The 16,274-nt window shown below is 34.4% G+C and carries 12 protein-coding genes; 7 read left to right on the top strand and 5 right to left on the bottom strand.

The features are described from left to right. Nucleotides 1-116 precede the first annotated feature (116 nt). From L3049_RS07475 to L3049_RS07445, 7 genes are all read left to right on the top strand, one after another. On the top strand, nucleotides 117-1,490 hold the full coding sequence (locus tag L3049_RS07475; protein WP_275109182.1) for a sigma-54-dependent transcriptional regulator: 1,374 nt from the start codon (nucleotides 117-119) through the stop codon (nucleotides 1,488-1,490). Nucleotides 1,491-1,499: 9 nt separating this feature from the next. After that, entirely contained in the window at nucleotides 1,500-2,855 is a 1,356-nt protein-coding gene (locus L3049_RS07470) for a sensor histidine kinase (RefSeq protein WP_275109181.1), read from the top strand. A gap of 92 nt (nucleotides 2,856-2,947) precedes the next feature. Then, nucleotides 2,948-3,523 (top strand): TetR/AcrR family transcriptional regulator, encoded by a 576-nt coding sequence (locus L3049_RS07465; RefSeq protein WP_275109180.1) that lies wholly within the window; start codon nucleotides 2,948-2,950, stop codon nucleotides 3,521-3,523. A gap of 134 nt (nucleotides 3,524-3,657) precedes the next feature. Continuing rightward, complete coding sequence (locus tag L3049_RS07460; RefSeq protein ID WP_275109179.1) at nucleotides 3,658-4,737, top strand: efflux RND transporter periplasmic adaptor subunit; 1,080 nt, start codon at nucleotides 3,658-3,660, stop codon at nucleotides 4,735-4,737. Further along, nucleotides 4,734-7,790 carry an efflux RND transporter permease subunit gene (locus L3049_RS07455; protein WP_275109178.1) on the top strand — a complete coding sequence of 1,019 codons (3,057 nt, stop codon included), beginning with the start codon at nucleotides 4,734-4,736 and terminating at the stop codon, nucleotides 7,788-7,790. Before L3049_RS07460 ends, L3049_RS07455 begins: the two co-directional genes overlap by 4 nt. A gap of 10 nt (nucleotides 7,791-7,800) precedes the next feature. Beyond that, nucleotides 7,801-9,168, top strand: a complete 1,368-nt coding sequence (locus tag L3049_RS07450) for a TolC family protein (RefSeq protein ID WP_275109177.1) — start codon at nucleotides 7,801-7,803, stop codon at nucleotides 9,166-9,168. Between the two features lie 145 nt (nucleotides 9,169-9,313). Next, nucleotides 9,314-10,390, top strand: a complete 1,077-nt coding sequence (locus L3049_RS07445) for an adenylate/guanylate cyclase domain-containing protein (protein ID WP_275109176.1) — start codon at nucleotides 9,314-9,316, stop codon at nucleotides 10,388-10,390. Here L3049_RS07445 and L3049_RS07440 read toward each other — a convergent pair. The 5 genes from L3049_RS07440 to L3049_RS07420 form a co-directional block, all read right to left on the bottom strand. Continuing rightward, the gene (locus L3049_RS07440; protein ID WP_275109175.1) at nucleotides 10,387-13,200 is read right to left on the bottom strand and encodes an ATP-binding protein; all 2,814 of its coding nucleotides are present in this window, start codon (nucleotides 13,198-13,200) and stop codon (nucleotides 10,387-10,389) included. The two genes, L3049_RS07445 and L3049_RS07440, sit on opposite strands and share 4 nt — an antisense overlap. 212 nt (nucleotides 13,201-13,412) lie before the next feature. Then, on the bottom strand, nucleotides 13,413-13,985 hold the full coding sequence (locus tag L3049_RS07435) for an electron transport complex protein RnfA (protein WP_275109174.1): 573 nt from the start codon (nucleotides 13,983-13,985) through the stop codon (nucleotides 13,413-13,415). 11 nt (nucleotides 13,986-13,996) lie between these two features. After that, nucleotides 13,997-14,581, bottom strand: a complete 585-nt coding sequence (gene rsxE / locus L3049_RS07430; protein WP_275109173.1) for an electron transport complex subunit RsxE — start codon at nucleotides 14,579-14,581, stop codon at nucleotides 13,997-13,999. Further along, nucleotides 14,581-15,186, bottom strand: a complete 606-nt coding sequence (locus L3049_RS07425) for an RnfABCDGE type electron transport complex subunit G (protein WP_275109172.1) — start codon at nucleotides 15,184-15,186, stop codon at nucleotides 14,581-14,583. The genes rsxE and L3049_RS07425 overlap by 1 nt, the downstream gene beginning before the upstream one ends. Before the next feature lie 2 nt (nucleotides 15,187-15,188). Then, entirely contained in the window at nucleotides 15,189-16,184 is a 996-nt protein-coding gene (locus L3049_RS07420; protein WP_275109171.1) for an RnfABCDGE type electron transport complex subunit D, read from the bottom strand. Between the last annotated feature and the right edge of the window lie 90 nt (nucleotides 16,185-16,274).

Here is a 16,274-nt window from a genome sequence, read left to right as displayed (position 1 = left end):
TTTTACAAAGTGTTTCAAAATCATCCAATAATTGTATCAAATTGGAACAATAGATTTTTTACCTTATCAATTTGACTTAATTTTATTCGAAAATCGTTACGTTCATATTGACCCCAATGAAAAAAAAAGGCAAACTTCTCATAACAGATGATAATAAAAGTGTATTAAAATCATTGCAACTTTTTTTAAAGCATCATTTTGAAGAACTGGTTACGTGCAATAATCCTAATCAAATTCCGGACCTTATGCGTCAAAACGAATTTGATGTTGTATTGTTGGATATGAATTTTGCAGCAGGTGTGAATACAGGAAATGAAGGGTTGTATTGGTTAAAGCAAATACGAAAAATTAGTAAACGAACAGTTGTAATTTTATTTACCGCTTATGGCGATGTAAATCTTGCGGTAGAATCAATGAAACATGGAGCCACTGATTTTATTTTAAAGCCTTGGGATAACAAAAAGTTGTTGGCAACCTTAAAATGTGGAGTTGAGCTTTCCCGAACCAAATTAGAGTTAGAACATTCTAATCAACATCGGAAATTGTTAACGGCAGATTTAAATCAACCAGCAATTAAAATGATTGGGGAGTCGAAGGCAATTAAAAATGTTTATGAACTTATAAATAAGGTCGCTATAACCGAAGCAAATGTTTTAATTCTTGGTGAAAACGGTACTGGTAAGGAAATTGTAGCAAGAGAAATACATAATCAGTCAGAAAGAAAAGATCAAGTTTTTATGAACGTAGACTTGGGAGCTTTAAGTGAATCGATTTTTGAAAGTGAATTGTTCGGGCACGTAAAAGGATCTTTTACCGATGCAAAAGAGGATCGAATAGGGCGATTTCAAGCAGCTTCTGGAGGTACGATATTTTTAGATGAAATTGGGAACCTGTCTCAAGCGATGCAAGCTAAATTACTATCAGTCTTGCAAAATAGGATCGTAATTTCTCTTGGTTCAAATAAGGAGGAGAATGTCGATATGAGACTAATATCTGCAACAAATGCAGAGATCTTAAAATTAGTTCAGGAAGGAGCCTTTAGAGAAGATTTATTGTATCGGATTAACACAGTAGTTATTAATATGCCTCCACTGCGAGAAAGAGGGAATGATATTTTATTAATTGCAGTTCATTATTTAAAAAAATATGCAGATAAGTATGGTAAGAATTACACCGGCTTAAGCAAAACAGCCAAAGACAAGTTGTTAAATTATTCATGGCCAGGTAATATTCGTGAATTAAAACATTGTATGGAAAGAGCTATTATTTTGGCTGATAAGTCAAGCTTTGAGGCTGCTGATTTTCAGTTGGAGGAAAGTGATGTTACCATTGATTTAAGTGAAAAACCGATCAGCCTTGAAGAAGGTGAAAAAATTCTAATCTATAGTGCTTTAAAAAGGCATAAAGGAAACATTAGTAATGTGGCGCGTGAACTGAATATTGGAAGGCAAACGCTGTATAGAAAAATTGAAAAATATAATATCCTGTAAACCTTTAGTATGATCTATAGAAAATTATATACGACGGTAATTATTCGAGTGATTGGAATTTTAATTAATTGTCTTTTACTAGCTTTTTTCTGGTTTAAATATGATGACGTATTATTGGTATCGAATTTAATACTAGCATTAATTGTACAGACATTTTTTTTAATCAGGAAATTAAATCGCTTGAACTATGATCTTGAAATTTTTTTTACTTCGATACGGAATAATGATACCTCAGTTCGATTCAATTCTCGAAAAAATGTAGATTACCCTGAATTGTACGAACAATTGGATTTGGTAAACAGTGATATCAGTAAGATTAAAATAGAAAACGAAAATCAGAATCAATACTTTAAAGTTTTAGTTGAACATGTTGGAGTAGGATTACTTTCTTACGATTCTGATGGTAAAGTGACTCTTTTTAATAGAGCAGCTAAAGAATTATTTAATAAAACTCACTTAAGTCATATCAATGACTTGGATCGAATTCAGCTTGGATTGTCGGAGTATATAATGAAGTTAGAACCATCTGAACAGAAATTATTGTCCTTGTCTCGGAATCATGAATTGATACAGTTATCTGTGAAGGCAAGTAATCTGAAAATGACAGACCAAAATATTAAATTAATCTCTTTCCAGAATATTAAAAATGAACTGGATGAAAAGGAATTGGATTCTTGGCAAAAATTGATTCGAGTATTAACGCACGAAATAATGAACTCTGTAAGTCCGGTTAAATCTTCAATTTCTACATTAGTTGAAATGTATACCGACCAAGATAGTGGCGAACACATTAGTCAGTCGAAAATTAACAAAGAAGTAATTGAAGATACTGTAGAAGGCTTAGATATAATAGAAGAAAGAATGGCTGGGATTGTCAAATTTGTTGAACAATTTAGAGATTTAACCTTACTTCCAGCACCTGTATTTAAAAAGGTAAACTTGGTTAATAAAATTGAGAATTTGCTAAAATTGTTGAAAGACGATCTAATTAAAGAGAATATTGAATTGACATTTACTTATCCCAAGAATGATATTTTAGTTCATGCGGACCCAAGTATGATAGATCAAATTTTTATTAATTTGATGAAGAATTCAATTCAAGCGTTAGCGTTTCAAGCGGAAAAAAGAATTGAAGTGCGAATAGACACGAACAACAAGAATCAGCATTTTATTGAACTTGAAGATAATGGTTGTGGAATTAATAAAGAATATCAGTCAGAGGTGTTCGTTCCTTTTTTTACAACTAAAAAAAATGGAACTGGAATTGGACTTAGTCTTTCAAGGCAATTAATAAATCTACACGGAGGTACTTTATCCTTTAAGTCCGAACCATTGGTTTACACACAGTTTACGATTCAATTTTAATTTTTTAGAGAAATCGTTAAATTTCATTAATAGGTTTGTGAGAAAGTGATTTTTGATTACTTTTGTACTGAAAATACTAAATGAGTTCAGTTATGGCAAAATCAGATAAAGCAGAAATTCAAGAGAAAGTAACCAAGATTGCTATGGATATGATGTTGAAGTTTGGTCTTCGCGGATTGAATATGGTTGAGCTGGCTCGTGAATGTGGTTTGGCAAAAGCTACGCTTTATAAAATAATTGGTTCAAAAGAGGATTTGGTTACAGAAATAGCACTTGAAATTTTCAGGATTAATATTGTTGCCGTTTTGGATCCGATGATGAAGCATGATGACCCAGTAATTGCCACAAAACAATTTTTAGATAAATATTTTGATTACGCTATAGAAAGCCAGAAGATTCTGATCAATCAGATCTATAAAGAATATCCATTAATTGAAAAGGATGTAGAAAGTAACTACAATGAAATGATTGTAAACATACAACATCGATTTAAGACATGGCAAGATAAAAAGCTAATTAGAACTGATATTGAAGTTGATTACATTTTGGAAGCTTTAGAAGCTTTAAATGAATTTTACGTTAGAAGTGATTATTCTAATGAAGAAATAATTAGACGAATGCGTGCAGCATTTATATCTGTGTTTAGAGGTATAGGAATACCTTTATAAGTATTTTTAATCCGTATTGAAAAAGGACGTATTTGTTGGATTTAGGATGATGTAGTAAAATGAAGTCTTATACTTCACTTATTTTTTTGAATAAAATGAACCAAATGAACCGTAAGAGTTCAAAAAAGATCACAATGAGAAAAATAACAAAAACAAGAATGTTAATTCTAGTGGTATTGGTTACCGCAAGTTTATTTGGATGTAAGAACAGCCCAAAAGAACATGTTGCCATTGTTCAACCAGTAAAAGTTTTTAGGGTTGGAAACAACAATGGCAGTTCATCTGTTAAGGTATTTACAGGCTTGGTGAAGGAATCAAGAGAGGTGAAAATCGCATTCCAAATTGCAGGCCCTTTGGTGAATTTAAATGTAGATCAAGGAAAGTTTGTGAAAAAAGGGGAGTTGATTGCAGCTATAAATGAGCGTGATTATTTAGTGCAATTGGAAGCGGCAAATGCTCAGTTCGAGAATGCAAAATTGCAAGCGGAAAGATATACTGCTTTGTACGAGAAGAAGAGTACTTCAAAAAGCGTTTATGATCAAATACAAGCAGGCTTTAAATTGGCTAAAGCACAAAAGGAAGCTGCTGAAAATGCACTAAAGGATACTAAAATATATGCGCCGTTTTCGGGTTATGTGCAAGCAATGTATGCCGAAAATTATGAGAAAGTTGGTGCAGGGCAACCTATTGTATCACTTCTTGATCTAAACAATTTAGAGATTGCTGTTTCTTTAAGTGAGAATGATTTTTTACAATACAAAACGTTTTCTGGATTTACGGGAAGATTTGAAAGTTTTCCTGGTGTTGATTTTAATTTGAAACTTATTGAAATTGAGCAAAAACCGAATGGTGATAACTTCTTTAGAATGAGATTAAAAGTTGATCGTCAGGGATTTCAAGTGGTGCCTGGTATGGTTGCAAGTATTAAAACAAACCTTGAAACAACGAAGAGTTCGATGTGTAAGGTTCCTGTAGAATCTGTTTTTAATAAAAAAGGAAAGTCTTACGTGTGGATTTACGATGAAGCAAACAAATGTGTGAAAGGTAAAACGGTTAGCTTAAAAGATTTTGACTCTAAGGGCATGATTAATATTGAAAGTGGTGTTGAAATTGGGGATATAATAGTTTCTGCAGGAGTTCATAGCTTAATAGAAGGTCAAAAGGTAAAGATGTTAAGCAAGAAAGCTAATTCGAACATAGGAGGGCAATTATGAGTTTTACGGAAGCTGTATTAAATCAGCGGAAAGTATTGTTATTTGTTTTAATAGCAATTGTCTTTGGAGGCGCTATTGCATTTTCAAAAATGTCGAAGCTTGAAGATGCTGAAATTAGCGTAAAGCAGGCCGTGGTTATGACGAGCTACCCTGGCGCTTCACCTCATGAGGTTGAATTGAGGGTAACTGATATTTTGGAAACTGCTATTCAGGCAATGGATAATATTGATTTTATTGAATCAAGATCTTTAGCAGGATATTCAGAGATTACAGTTAATATTAAGCCTTCGGTTGTAACAAGTGAATTACAACAAGTTTGGGATGTTTTACGTCGTAAGGTAAACGATATAAGTGTTTATTTACCTCAGGGTGCATCGCATCCAATGGTTGTGGATGATTTTGGTGATGTGTATGGTATTTTTCTAGCACTAAGCGGAGATGGATTTGGTAGCGACGAGATACAGGATTATGCTCGTTATATGAAGAGAGAACTTTTACTTGTTGATGGAGTAAAGAGAATCAATTTATTTGGAGAGCAAAGAGCTTGTGTAAATATTGAATTGTCGCAAGAGAAAATGGCTTATTTAGGTATTCATCCATACAAGGTCATCGAAATTCTGAATAGTCAAAATAAAATTGTAGATCCAGGAACCTTTAAAGTCGGTAGTAATAGAGTTCGTATTGCATCCGAAGGAAGTTTTCATGAATTGGCAGACCTAAAAAATATTTTGGTGTCGGGTAGAGGTGAAACTTCAGTATTTCTTAAAGACATAGCTAGTATAAAGAAGGATTATATGACTCCTTATACTAACAAGATGAAATATAATCAAATTCCAGCAATAGGTTTGGCTATTGCGATGGAAAAAGGTGGGAATGTAATTGAGTTAGGAGAGGCTGTACAAGGTAAAATTGATGCTTTAAAGTCTAACATTCCAGTAGGAATAAACATTAATAAAGTTTTTTATCAGCCAGAAAGAGTAAGTTCGGCAATTGAAGTATTTATGATCAATCTAATTGAGTCAGTACTGATTGTAGTAATTGTTCTTTTATTCGCCATGGGCTTCCGAACAGGTCTTTTGATTGGTAGTGGTTTGATATTTACCATATTGGCAACTTTTATTGTCATGTTGAGTTTTGATATTGCTTTACAAAGAGTTAGCCTTGGTGCCATTATTGTCGCCATGGGGATGCTTGTTGATAATGCAATTGTAATAGCAGACGGCATTTTGATTGATTTAAAAAAGGGAGTCCGTCGTCAGGAGGCATTGACAAAAACTTCGAAGCAAACAACCATGCCACTTCTGGGAGCAACATTAGTTGCAGTTTTAGCATTTCTACCTATTTATCTTTCACCAGATGCAACAGGGGAATTTTGTGCTAGTTTGTTTATTGTTATTGCTGTTTCCTTATTTATTAGCTGGTTATTGGCATTGACACAGACACCTTATTTTTGCGATTTATTTTTAAAAGGAAAGAAGTATTCAAAGGATGAAAATGATAATTCAGATCCATACTCAGGTAAGTTTTATCAGAAATTTCGTCATTTCGTAAAATTCTCCTTACGTCATAAAACGCTTATAATTGTACTTACAGTTTTGGTTTTTGCATCCTCTGTTTTTGCATTTAAAAATGTGAAACAATTGTTTATGCCAAACTTGGCTTACAATCAGTTTATTGTGGAATATTTCTTGCCGGATGGTACTGATATAACTACAGTTGAAAAAGAATTAAGTGAGCTTGAGGAATATTTGCTTAAACAAGAGGATGTTATGAGTGTGACAACCAGTTTGGGAGCTACACCTGCAAGATATACTCTGGTAAGGCCTTTTACCAACAATAAGAGCAGTTATGGTGAATTAATTGTTGATACAAAGGATTATGATACCACTAAAAGATTTGGAAAAGACTTGCAACAATACCTGAACGAAAATTACGCTTGGGCACGTTGCAGGGTGAAATATTATTCGCCAATTTTTGCTGAGTATATGGTTGAAGCAAAGTTTTCGGGTCCAGATCCTGAAGTATTGCGAGATCTATCAGAAAAGGCTGAGAAAATTATGCTTGACGAACCAAGTGCAATTAAAGTAACGAATAATTGGAAAAACAAGGTTAAAGTTTGGAACCCGCAGTTTTCACAATCTCAATCTCGATTAACCAATATTTCACGATCGGATGTTTCAAATGCCTTGGCATGTGCTACTGATGGTTTGCCAATAGGATTATTCCATCAGGCAGATGACATGTTGCCAATTGTTTTGAAAACAAAAGCCAATAAAGATAATTACATCGAAGCATTAGAAAATACTCCAGTTTGGGGTCAAGTTGCTCATAGTATTCCTTTACGTCAGGTTGTTTCAGATATAAATATTGATTTTGAGGATCCTATGATCATACGTTACGATCGCAGAAGAGCCATTAAAGCACAATGTGATCCAGCACCTGGTTATAATGCTCCAGATACTTTTAAAAATCTGCAAGAAAAAATCGAAGCAATTCAGTTGCCAGCAGGTTATGATTTTGAATGGTTAGGAGAGCATAAGGATAGTGTAGATGCGAATAATAACATTAATAAATTCTTGCCTTTAGCATTTCTATTGATGGTTATTATTATCATGATGTTGTTTAATAATTTCCGCCAGCCAATTATCATTTTGTCAATTCTACCGCTTGCATTTATTGGTATCAGTTATGGCTTATTAATAACAGGAAAGCCTTTTGGATTCATGCCAGTACTTGGTACGCTTGGATTAATGGGAATGATGATTAAAAATGCTGTTGTTCTGCTCGATCAAATTAATGTTGAAATAAAGGAAGGTAAAGATGTACTGTTAGCTGTAATTGATTCTGCGGTTTCAAGAATGCGTCCAGTTATTATGGCTTCGTTTACTACAATTTTAGGAATGATTCCTTTAATCAGCGATGAATTATTCGGCGGAATGGCGGTTGCAATCATGTTTGGATTACTAATTGGTTCCATAATAACTTTAATTGTAGTTCCAGTTCTGTATGCAATTTTTTACAGGTTGTCTACTAAAAATGTTATGGATTTATAAGCAAGTAAAAATGAAGAATAAAATATACTTTCTTTTGATCTTTTCCCTGATTGTTGTTCAGGGAAAAGCTCAAGAAAAATTGTCACTTCGCGAAAGTCGCGCCTTGGCATTGGAATACAATCAGAAAATTAAGATTGCAGATGAAATGATTTCTGAGAGTAAATCGACCATGAGATTTGCTTATACTCATTTCTTGCCGAACCTATCGGCTAGTGGATCTTATAACTATTATCATGATATCACTGATTTAAGTTTACCTGGTTCTTTTTTACCAACTGCGAATAGTTTAGCCGATGCGGAGGCAGGTAATTATAGTGGTCTTAGCGATGTTTATTTTCCTGGTTTTAACCTCGAAATGGGAAATGTAGATTATTTCTCTGCCAATTTAACACTTACGCAGCCAATTTATATGGGAGGGAAAATCAGAACTTCTTACGAAATGTCGAAAATTGGATCTGAGATTTCAGTATTCAATAAGCAATTGCAATCTTCTGATGTTTTAATGGAAACCGACCAAGCTTATTGGAACTTAGTATCTATTAACGAAAAGAGAATTTTAACAGGAAAATATGTGAAGATGTTGTCGGCATTGGTACAAGATCTTCAAAATGCTTTTGATTTAGAGATCACAACAAAGAATGAGTTGTTAAAAGCTCAGGTGCAACTAAATCAGGCAAAATTAAATTTGTTTCGAGTAGAGAATTTAACGGTTCTTTCGAAAATGTCTTTGTGCCAGGTAATTGGAAAAGACTTATCCGCAGAAATTATTGCAACAGATACTGCAATTGTGGTTAATCAATCGTCTATTGATGCTGATTATAAGCAAAAAGCTTTGCAACAAAGGCCTGAGTTATTAATGTTAAGCAAGCAAGTTGAAATATCACAAAAGCAAGTGAAGAATACGCAGGCAGATTATTTGCCTCAGTTGGGAGTGGGAGCTTCGTATTCTTACACAAGTAAAATTGAAGAACTAATTGGTTCGTCGAAGATATTAGCAGTGCAGGCAAAGCTATCTGTACCAGTTTTTCATTGGCAAGAACGCAAGCATAAAGTTGCTTCTGCTCGCTATCGAAGTAAGCAAAAAGAACTTGAAATGGCGCGCACGAGAGATTTGGTTTCATTACAAGTTCAACAGTCGTATTTTACTTTGCAAGAAGCATTTCAGCAAATTGAATTGGCAAAGATTGCAATGGAGCAAGCAAATGAAAATGTTGCTTTAACAAAGAACTCCTACTACGAGGGATTAGCCAATACAACAGAATTACTCGATGCTCAAGCCTTTTGGCAACGTGCACATAGCGAATTAATTGATTCAAAGATCAATTACAAGCTGAGAGAAGTAAGTTTCTTAAAAGCGATTGGTGAATTGAAAATATAATAGTGGTAGAAATGACCGAGTCGGCCAGTAGGATGGGATTGATGATGGTGCATCAATTTTTGGCTTGGTCATTTCTTTATATACCACTATGTAAAGAATAGGCTTACTGCACGAAATTAATGGTTAGTACAATTTTTGAATTGTGATGAATAGTAGTATTAAGAATTACATAAAATCGATTGGTGCGTACTTTTTAACTATAACGCTTACCTGGATTGTTGCCTTCTTTTTTCTTGTTGTTTTTCAGGTTGATGAAGATGGTATGTTTTCTGTTTTTCGGATTCAATCCTTTCAAAATATTTTGTTGTCTGGAATAATTTCAGGCATTGTTTGGGGAGGGATTTATAAGTTTGTACAATACATTCGGTCTCAGATTCCAACTTATTTTCTTGCTGTTGTCATTTCGCTTTTTACTAATATTTGTAGTGCTTATTTACTAATGTATATTAGGTTTCATTTAGCTGATATATTAATTATAGAAGATATGCCAGTTGCTTTTACAGGCTTATCGCAACTTTATAATTCACAATTATTTTATACTATTCTGGTCTATTTCTTTATTATCGGAACACTTATTGAAATATTTTATGATGTAGATCGAAAATTTGGAAAAGGGATACTGCTAAAATTTCTTTTAGGTAAATATTACAAGCCTAAGGAAGAGGAGCGAATCTTTCTTTTTATGGATTTAAAATCATCTACCTATTATGCCGAAAAATTAGGTCATTTTAAATATAGCAGGTTGATACAGGATTGTTTTAAAGATATTTCAAGTGCAGTCACAAAAAATAAAGCTGAAATTTACCAGTATGTAGGTGATGAGGTGGTGCTAACTTGGAAGATGAAGAATGGCCTTGGGAAATCTAGATGCTTACAAGTTGTCTACGATTTTATGGAAGTACTCGAAAAGAAAAAAGAATATTATCAGAAAAACTATGGTATGGTACCTATTTTTAAAGCAGGTGTTCATTCTGGTAAGGTTATGGTTGCACAAGTAGGGGAATTAAAATCCGAAATAGCTTATCATGGCGATGCAATTAATACTGCGGCAAGAATTCAAGGACTTTGCAACTCATACCAGTCTCGATTGCTTGTTTCAGGGAACTTGTTTAATCAACTTAATGGTGAATATTCTCAAGGAATAGGTTGCAGATATCTTGGTGAAGTTCTACTTACAGGAAAGGAAACAACCACAGAATTATACACTTTCGTATTGAATTAAAGAATTGCCTTTTTATCTTTTTTAAGATATTTATTAATCGTTGCCAGTAAATTGTTTTCTTCAAATGGCTTCGCTATAAAATCATCACATCCAGCTTCGATACTTCGGTTACGATCCTCTCTAAAAGCATTAGCTGTTTGTGCAATAATTGGGAGGTTATCTCTCATTTTCTTGATGGATTGAGTTGCTTCTAATCCATTAATATCAGGTAATCTTAAATCCATTAATACCAAATTAATAGTTGGGTTTCTAAGGCTTAATTCAATGGCTTTATTTCCAGATATTGTATGTAATATTTTTACTTTAGTTGGTTTTAGAGCTGCTTCTATGTATTTGAAATTGGTTTCATCATCTTCAACAACAAGAATAAGTTTATCATCCCATTTATAACCACTTTTTTTTGGTTTGATAATACTTACATTTTGAGCTTCTACAGGATTGTAAGGTACCGTAAAATAGAAAGTCGTCCCCTTATCTTCCATCGTTTCCATTCTAATTTGTCCACCCATTAACTCTACAAAACCTTTAGATATTGCTAAGCCAAGTCCTGTTCCTCCATATTTTCTGGTAAAAGTTTCTTCTACTTGGCGGAATCGTTCAAAAATAATTTCCTGTTTTTCTTTCGGAATTCCGATACCTGTGTCTTTTACGAAAAACTCTAAGAAATTCTCATCTACTAAATGATAACCAAAATCAATGTATCCAGAAGATGTAAATTTGAAGGCATTGCTAAGCAGATTGGAAATTACCTGACGCAATTTACGATCCTCTGTAATTACATACGCCTCTTCGTCCGATAGCGACTTCGTAAGGGTGAATTCTATTTCATCATCAGTACTGTTCTCTTTTGAATATTGAGCGTGTAGATCATCTAATATTATATTTAGAGAGCATTCCGATTCTTTAATAAAAGTTTGTCCAGCATCTAACTTCGAAATATCAAGAATATCATTTATGATTTTAAGAAGTTGGTTTGAACTCTTGTAAATGATATCGATATAGGTTTCATGCTGTTCTGGCGTTTTTCCTGGTCTGCGAAGCATGTCTGCAAAACCAATAATACCATTCATTGGAGTTCTAATTTCATGCGACATATTAGCCAAGAAAGCAGATTTAAGACGATCACTTTCTTCCGCCTTATTCTTTGCATTAACCAACTCTCCTTGTGTCGAAATAATATCTGATATATCATTAATGATAATCATCGATGAAGTGTCAAAAGGAACCATGAAAAATTCACAATGACGAATATTTCCATTTTTTATCGTCATATGGAACTCTTGCTTTTCGATATCAGTTTGATTCTTTATTGCCTCAGCGATAGCATTTTTCCATTTTGTCATTACCTCTTCACGGTATTCTTTAATCGGGAAACAAGATTTGTACCAGTCATCGGAAGTTTTAACATCCTGCATGGTGTATCCAAATAGTTCAACAAATTTATCATTGAAATATTCAATATTTTGTTTTTCATCAGTAATAACAATCGGTAGAGGAGACTTGTGAATCATTTTCTTCAAGCGTCGTTCACTTTTTACAATCGCTTGTTGTGCATGTTTACGCTCCGTAATATCTCGCGACGTAGATAAGATCACATGTTTTCCATGAAGTGTAACGAGTTGACTTACCGTTTCCATTGGTGTTTTTTTACCGTACTTGGAAACAAATACTTGCTCATGCGTAAATTGCTTTTCTCTGGTCAATCTTTTAATAGAATCAACAATATGATCTTTGGGTAGGTCTTCAATAAAGTTGGTTAAAGACAAGTTGAACAATTCTTCACGAGAATAACCAAGAAGAACACAAGCGGTATCATTTGCTTCAATTAATTTAGAAGTTCCATCTCCCATATATTCATTTACCAGAATAATATCGGTACTACCGTTAATCAGGTTACGATATTTTTCTTCGCTTTCGGCTAGAGCTGTAGTTCTTTCATTAACCCTTTCCTCTAACTTTTCATTAAATAGTCTTAGCTTTTCAGAATACTCATGAATTTCTTGATATTGAGTTCGAATTGTTTCTTCTCCCTTTTCTCTTTCTTTTATTTCCGTTTGAAGTTTCGTATAAGTTTGGGTTAGTTCCGTCATGGAATGATCCAATAGTTGTTCTTCACTTATACGACGAATTGATGTATTGCCTTGATAAATTGCCTGAGCTTTTAAAATGAATTTTTTAATTGGACGAGCTATGCTTTCTGATATCACGTAAGTGATAAAAATACTAGCCAGAACAATTAATATCGAAATGGCAATAAAAAGGTATAGCGTATAGGTATGTGTTTCGGTAGCTTCTCTGTAGATCAGATTTGCTTTGTTCTCTGCAAAATCTGTCATTACCTTAGTTTTTTCCTTTAGTTTGTTGAGATGAACAGCCGCAACACCATCAACCATTTTTTTAGCGCTAAGTTCCTTGCCACTAACTTTTAAATCAATAATCTGATTTCGAAGTTCTTCCCATTCAATAAAAGTATGGTATGCAATTCCAACATCACGTTTATCGCCAAGGAATCGATTGAATACAGTATCGAACTGGGTCATGACCTTTAGGTGGTAAAAATTGATTGTATCGATTGCTTGATCGAACTCTTCTTGTGTTTTAGCCAAGAGAATATCCTTCATGGAACTTTCCATGGTTTGGATGTGCGTGTTGATGTCTCGTACGCTATTACTAACCTTATAGGTGTGTGTATAAATGAATTCGGACTCGTTGCGAAGGCTTTTTACTTGAAAAATAGAGAGGACAACAAATGATACCGTAAACAGTAGAATTAAGCCAAAACCGGAAAGCACTCTCGTGCGGAATCTCATTCTATTTAACATGAAATCGTAACAGGTTTAAGTGTAACTTAGTGGTTGAAATGATCGGTTTAGATCACATTTGATTGTAAGTTAATTATTATTGTGGATTTTCACAAAAAATTTGACAAAGGGCTTATAATAGTCAATGTATAGAGAAAAAATGGCAATAAAAAAGGCAGCTCTAACAGAGCTGCCTTGATAATATATTGAATTGTTTTTTGTTAAACGATTCCTGAGAATCCCATAAATGCCATTGCTAATAGACCAGCTACTACAAGAGCTGCCGGAGCGCCTTTCATTCCTTTTGGAAGATCAACTAAATCCAAGTGTTCGCGAAGTCCTGCAAATAGCACTAAAGCTAATCCAAATCCAATTGCTGAAGCTCCTGAGAATACGACTGCCTCAAGTAAGTTGTAATCCTTTTGAATGGTCATAATAGCCACACCAAGAATGGCACAGTTTGTTGTAATCAAAGGTAAGAATACACCTAGGGCTTGATATAAGGGTGGACTTACTTTTTTCAGCATAATCTCTACTAACTGAACAAGTGATGCAATAACCAAAATAAAAGAGATGGTTTGCATAAAACCGATTCCAAAGGCATCTAAGATATATTTTTGAATCAAGTAGGTTACAATAGTCGCAAGAATCATAACAAAGGTTACGGCTCCTGTCATACCTACAGCAGTAGATACTTTTTTAGATACACCAAGGAAAGGACAAATTCCAAGGAATTGTGCCAATACAACGTTATTAACGAATATGGCTGATATAATAATTACAATAAATTCCATAATTTTCCTCCTTAAGCTTTTCTCAGTTTGTTAATAAATGCGATTAAGTAACCAAGGGCAATAAATGCTCCGGGTGCGAGAACAAAAATCAACATACCGTAATTTTCGCTAAAAATGGTAATACCAAACATTTTACCGGCACCAAAAAGTTCTCGAACTGCTCCTAGCATAGTAAGAGCCATTGAGAAACCAAGTCCCATGCTTACACCATCAATAATTGAAGGAAATATTTGATTCTTAGAGGCAAAAGCTTCTGCACGACCTAGAACAAGACAGTTTACAACAATCAGTGGAATAAATACACCCAATTGCTCATGCAAAGCAGGAGCATATCCGGCCATAATCAAATCAACCATAGTTACGAAGGCTGCAATAATCACAATAAATGAAGGAATTTTAACCTTGTCAGGAATAAAAGAACTAAAGATCGAAATAAACACGTTCGACATAATTAGTACAAAGGTTGTGGCTAAGCCCATTCCTAAACCATTTATTGCCGAAGAAGTTACCCCTAGTGCAGGACACATACCCAATAAAAGAGTAAAAACGGCATTTTCTCTAAAAAAACCTTTTAAGAAATTTTCTTTATTCGTCATTACTTGGTTCCCCCTTTCATTTGTTTTGAGTACTCGTTGTATGCAGTTTGTACAGCTTCAAGAAAAGCTCTTGAGCTGATAGTTGCTGCCGTAATTGCATCGATTCCTTTAGGATTATCTTTGCTAACCACGAATGGTGATGTAGCTGGATTTTTACCTAGGATACTAGCTTTTTCTTTTGCTGGGTTTTTAAACCAGTCGGCCATTTTTGTTCCCAAGCCAGGAGTTTCTTTATGCTCCAAAACTGAATAGTTGTTAATAGTACCATCTGGTTTGAAACCAACCATAACCCAGATATATCCGGAAAAGCCGTTTGTTGTGAAGGTTTTTACTGCTGTACCAACCAATTTATTTCCCTTTTTAGCAGGATAGAATTCAAGTTTATCACCTGTAGGCATATCAACTGAATACATTTCGTCGCTTGGGTTGTTGTCAAATTCAGGAACAACTTCCTTAATAGCTTTTAGTTTTTTTGCCAGCTTTGCTGCTGCAATCGGTTCTTTGGTAAGCTCGTAAAGGCCTCCCAAAGCAGCTGATGCCACTAGTGTTACAATAAATAACACCAGAACCATATTTATAAATGTAGATTCTTTTTTACCAGCCATGATTATTTCCTTTTTTCGCCGAAACGCTTAGGTTTAACATACACATTAATAAGTGGTACAAATGCATTCATAATTAGAATAGCGAATGACACACCTTCAGGATAAGCTCCGAATACACGAATAACAACGGAGAGAATACCAATTCCAATACCGTAGATCAACATGCCTTTATTCGACATTGGTGAAGTAACATAGTCGGTTGCCATGAAAATAGCTCCCAATAATAAACCACCAGTTAGAATATGGAAAGCAGGACCTGCATAAGCTTCCGGGCTAGCCATATTAAGTATGCCAGAGAATACCACAACTGTTCCAATAATTGATACCGGAATATGCCATGTGATAATTTTCTTAACCAACATGTAAAGTAAACCAAGAACCAGAGCTGCTCCGGCAACTTCTCCCAATGAGCCGCCCATGTTTCCAAGGAACATATCCATATTGGATGGAAGTTGAGCCATTAAATCGGTTAGAGAATCGCCTTTGTTTAAGCCTTCTTTTATAATAGCAAGTGGTGTTGCTCCGGTCTCTGCATCAAGATATGAAGTTTGGAAACCTAAAGCTTTAGGCCAAGACGTCATTTGAACAGGGAAGGAGATAAGAAGAAAAACACGACCCACAAGTGCCGGATTGAAAACATTGTTTCCTAATCCCCCGAAGGTTAATTTACCGATACCAATAGCAACCAAGGCTCCAATTATAATGATCCAAATTGGAAGGTTGGCTGGCATATTAAAGGCCAAGAGTATACCGGTAATTAAAGCTGAACCATCCTTAATAGTTGGTTCTACTTTTAGTAAATATTTTTGAATTAAGAATTCGAAAAAATAACATGATGCAACGGCAGTAAGGGTAACAATAATGGAACCCAAACCAAAGTAATAGAAAGATAACAGAAGAGCCGGAAGCATCGCGAAAACCACACCATACATGTTTTTCTGTATGGAATCTCCACTGTGTATGTGTGGCGATGGTGCGACAAGTACTTTGGTGTTCATATTTATAGTGATTAGTTAATTTGTAAATGAGTGAATGTGGAAATTAAAAAAGAGTTAATCTCAATTCGTAATTTCTAATTTGTCATTCGT

Source organism: Labilibaculum sp. DW002 (genome assembly GCF_029029525.1).
GTDB lineage: Bacteria > Bacteroidota > Bacteroidia > Bacteroidales > Marinifilaceae > Paralabilibaculum > Paralabilibaculum antarcticum.
Note: the sequence above shows the minus strand (reverse complement) of the source record. Positions and strands in the feature narration are given on the sequence as shown.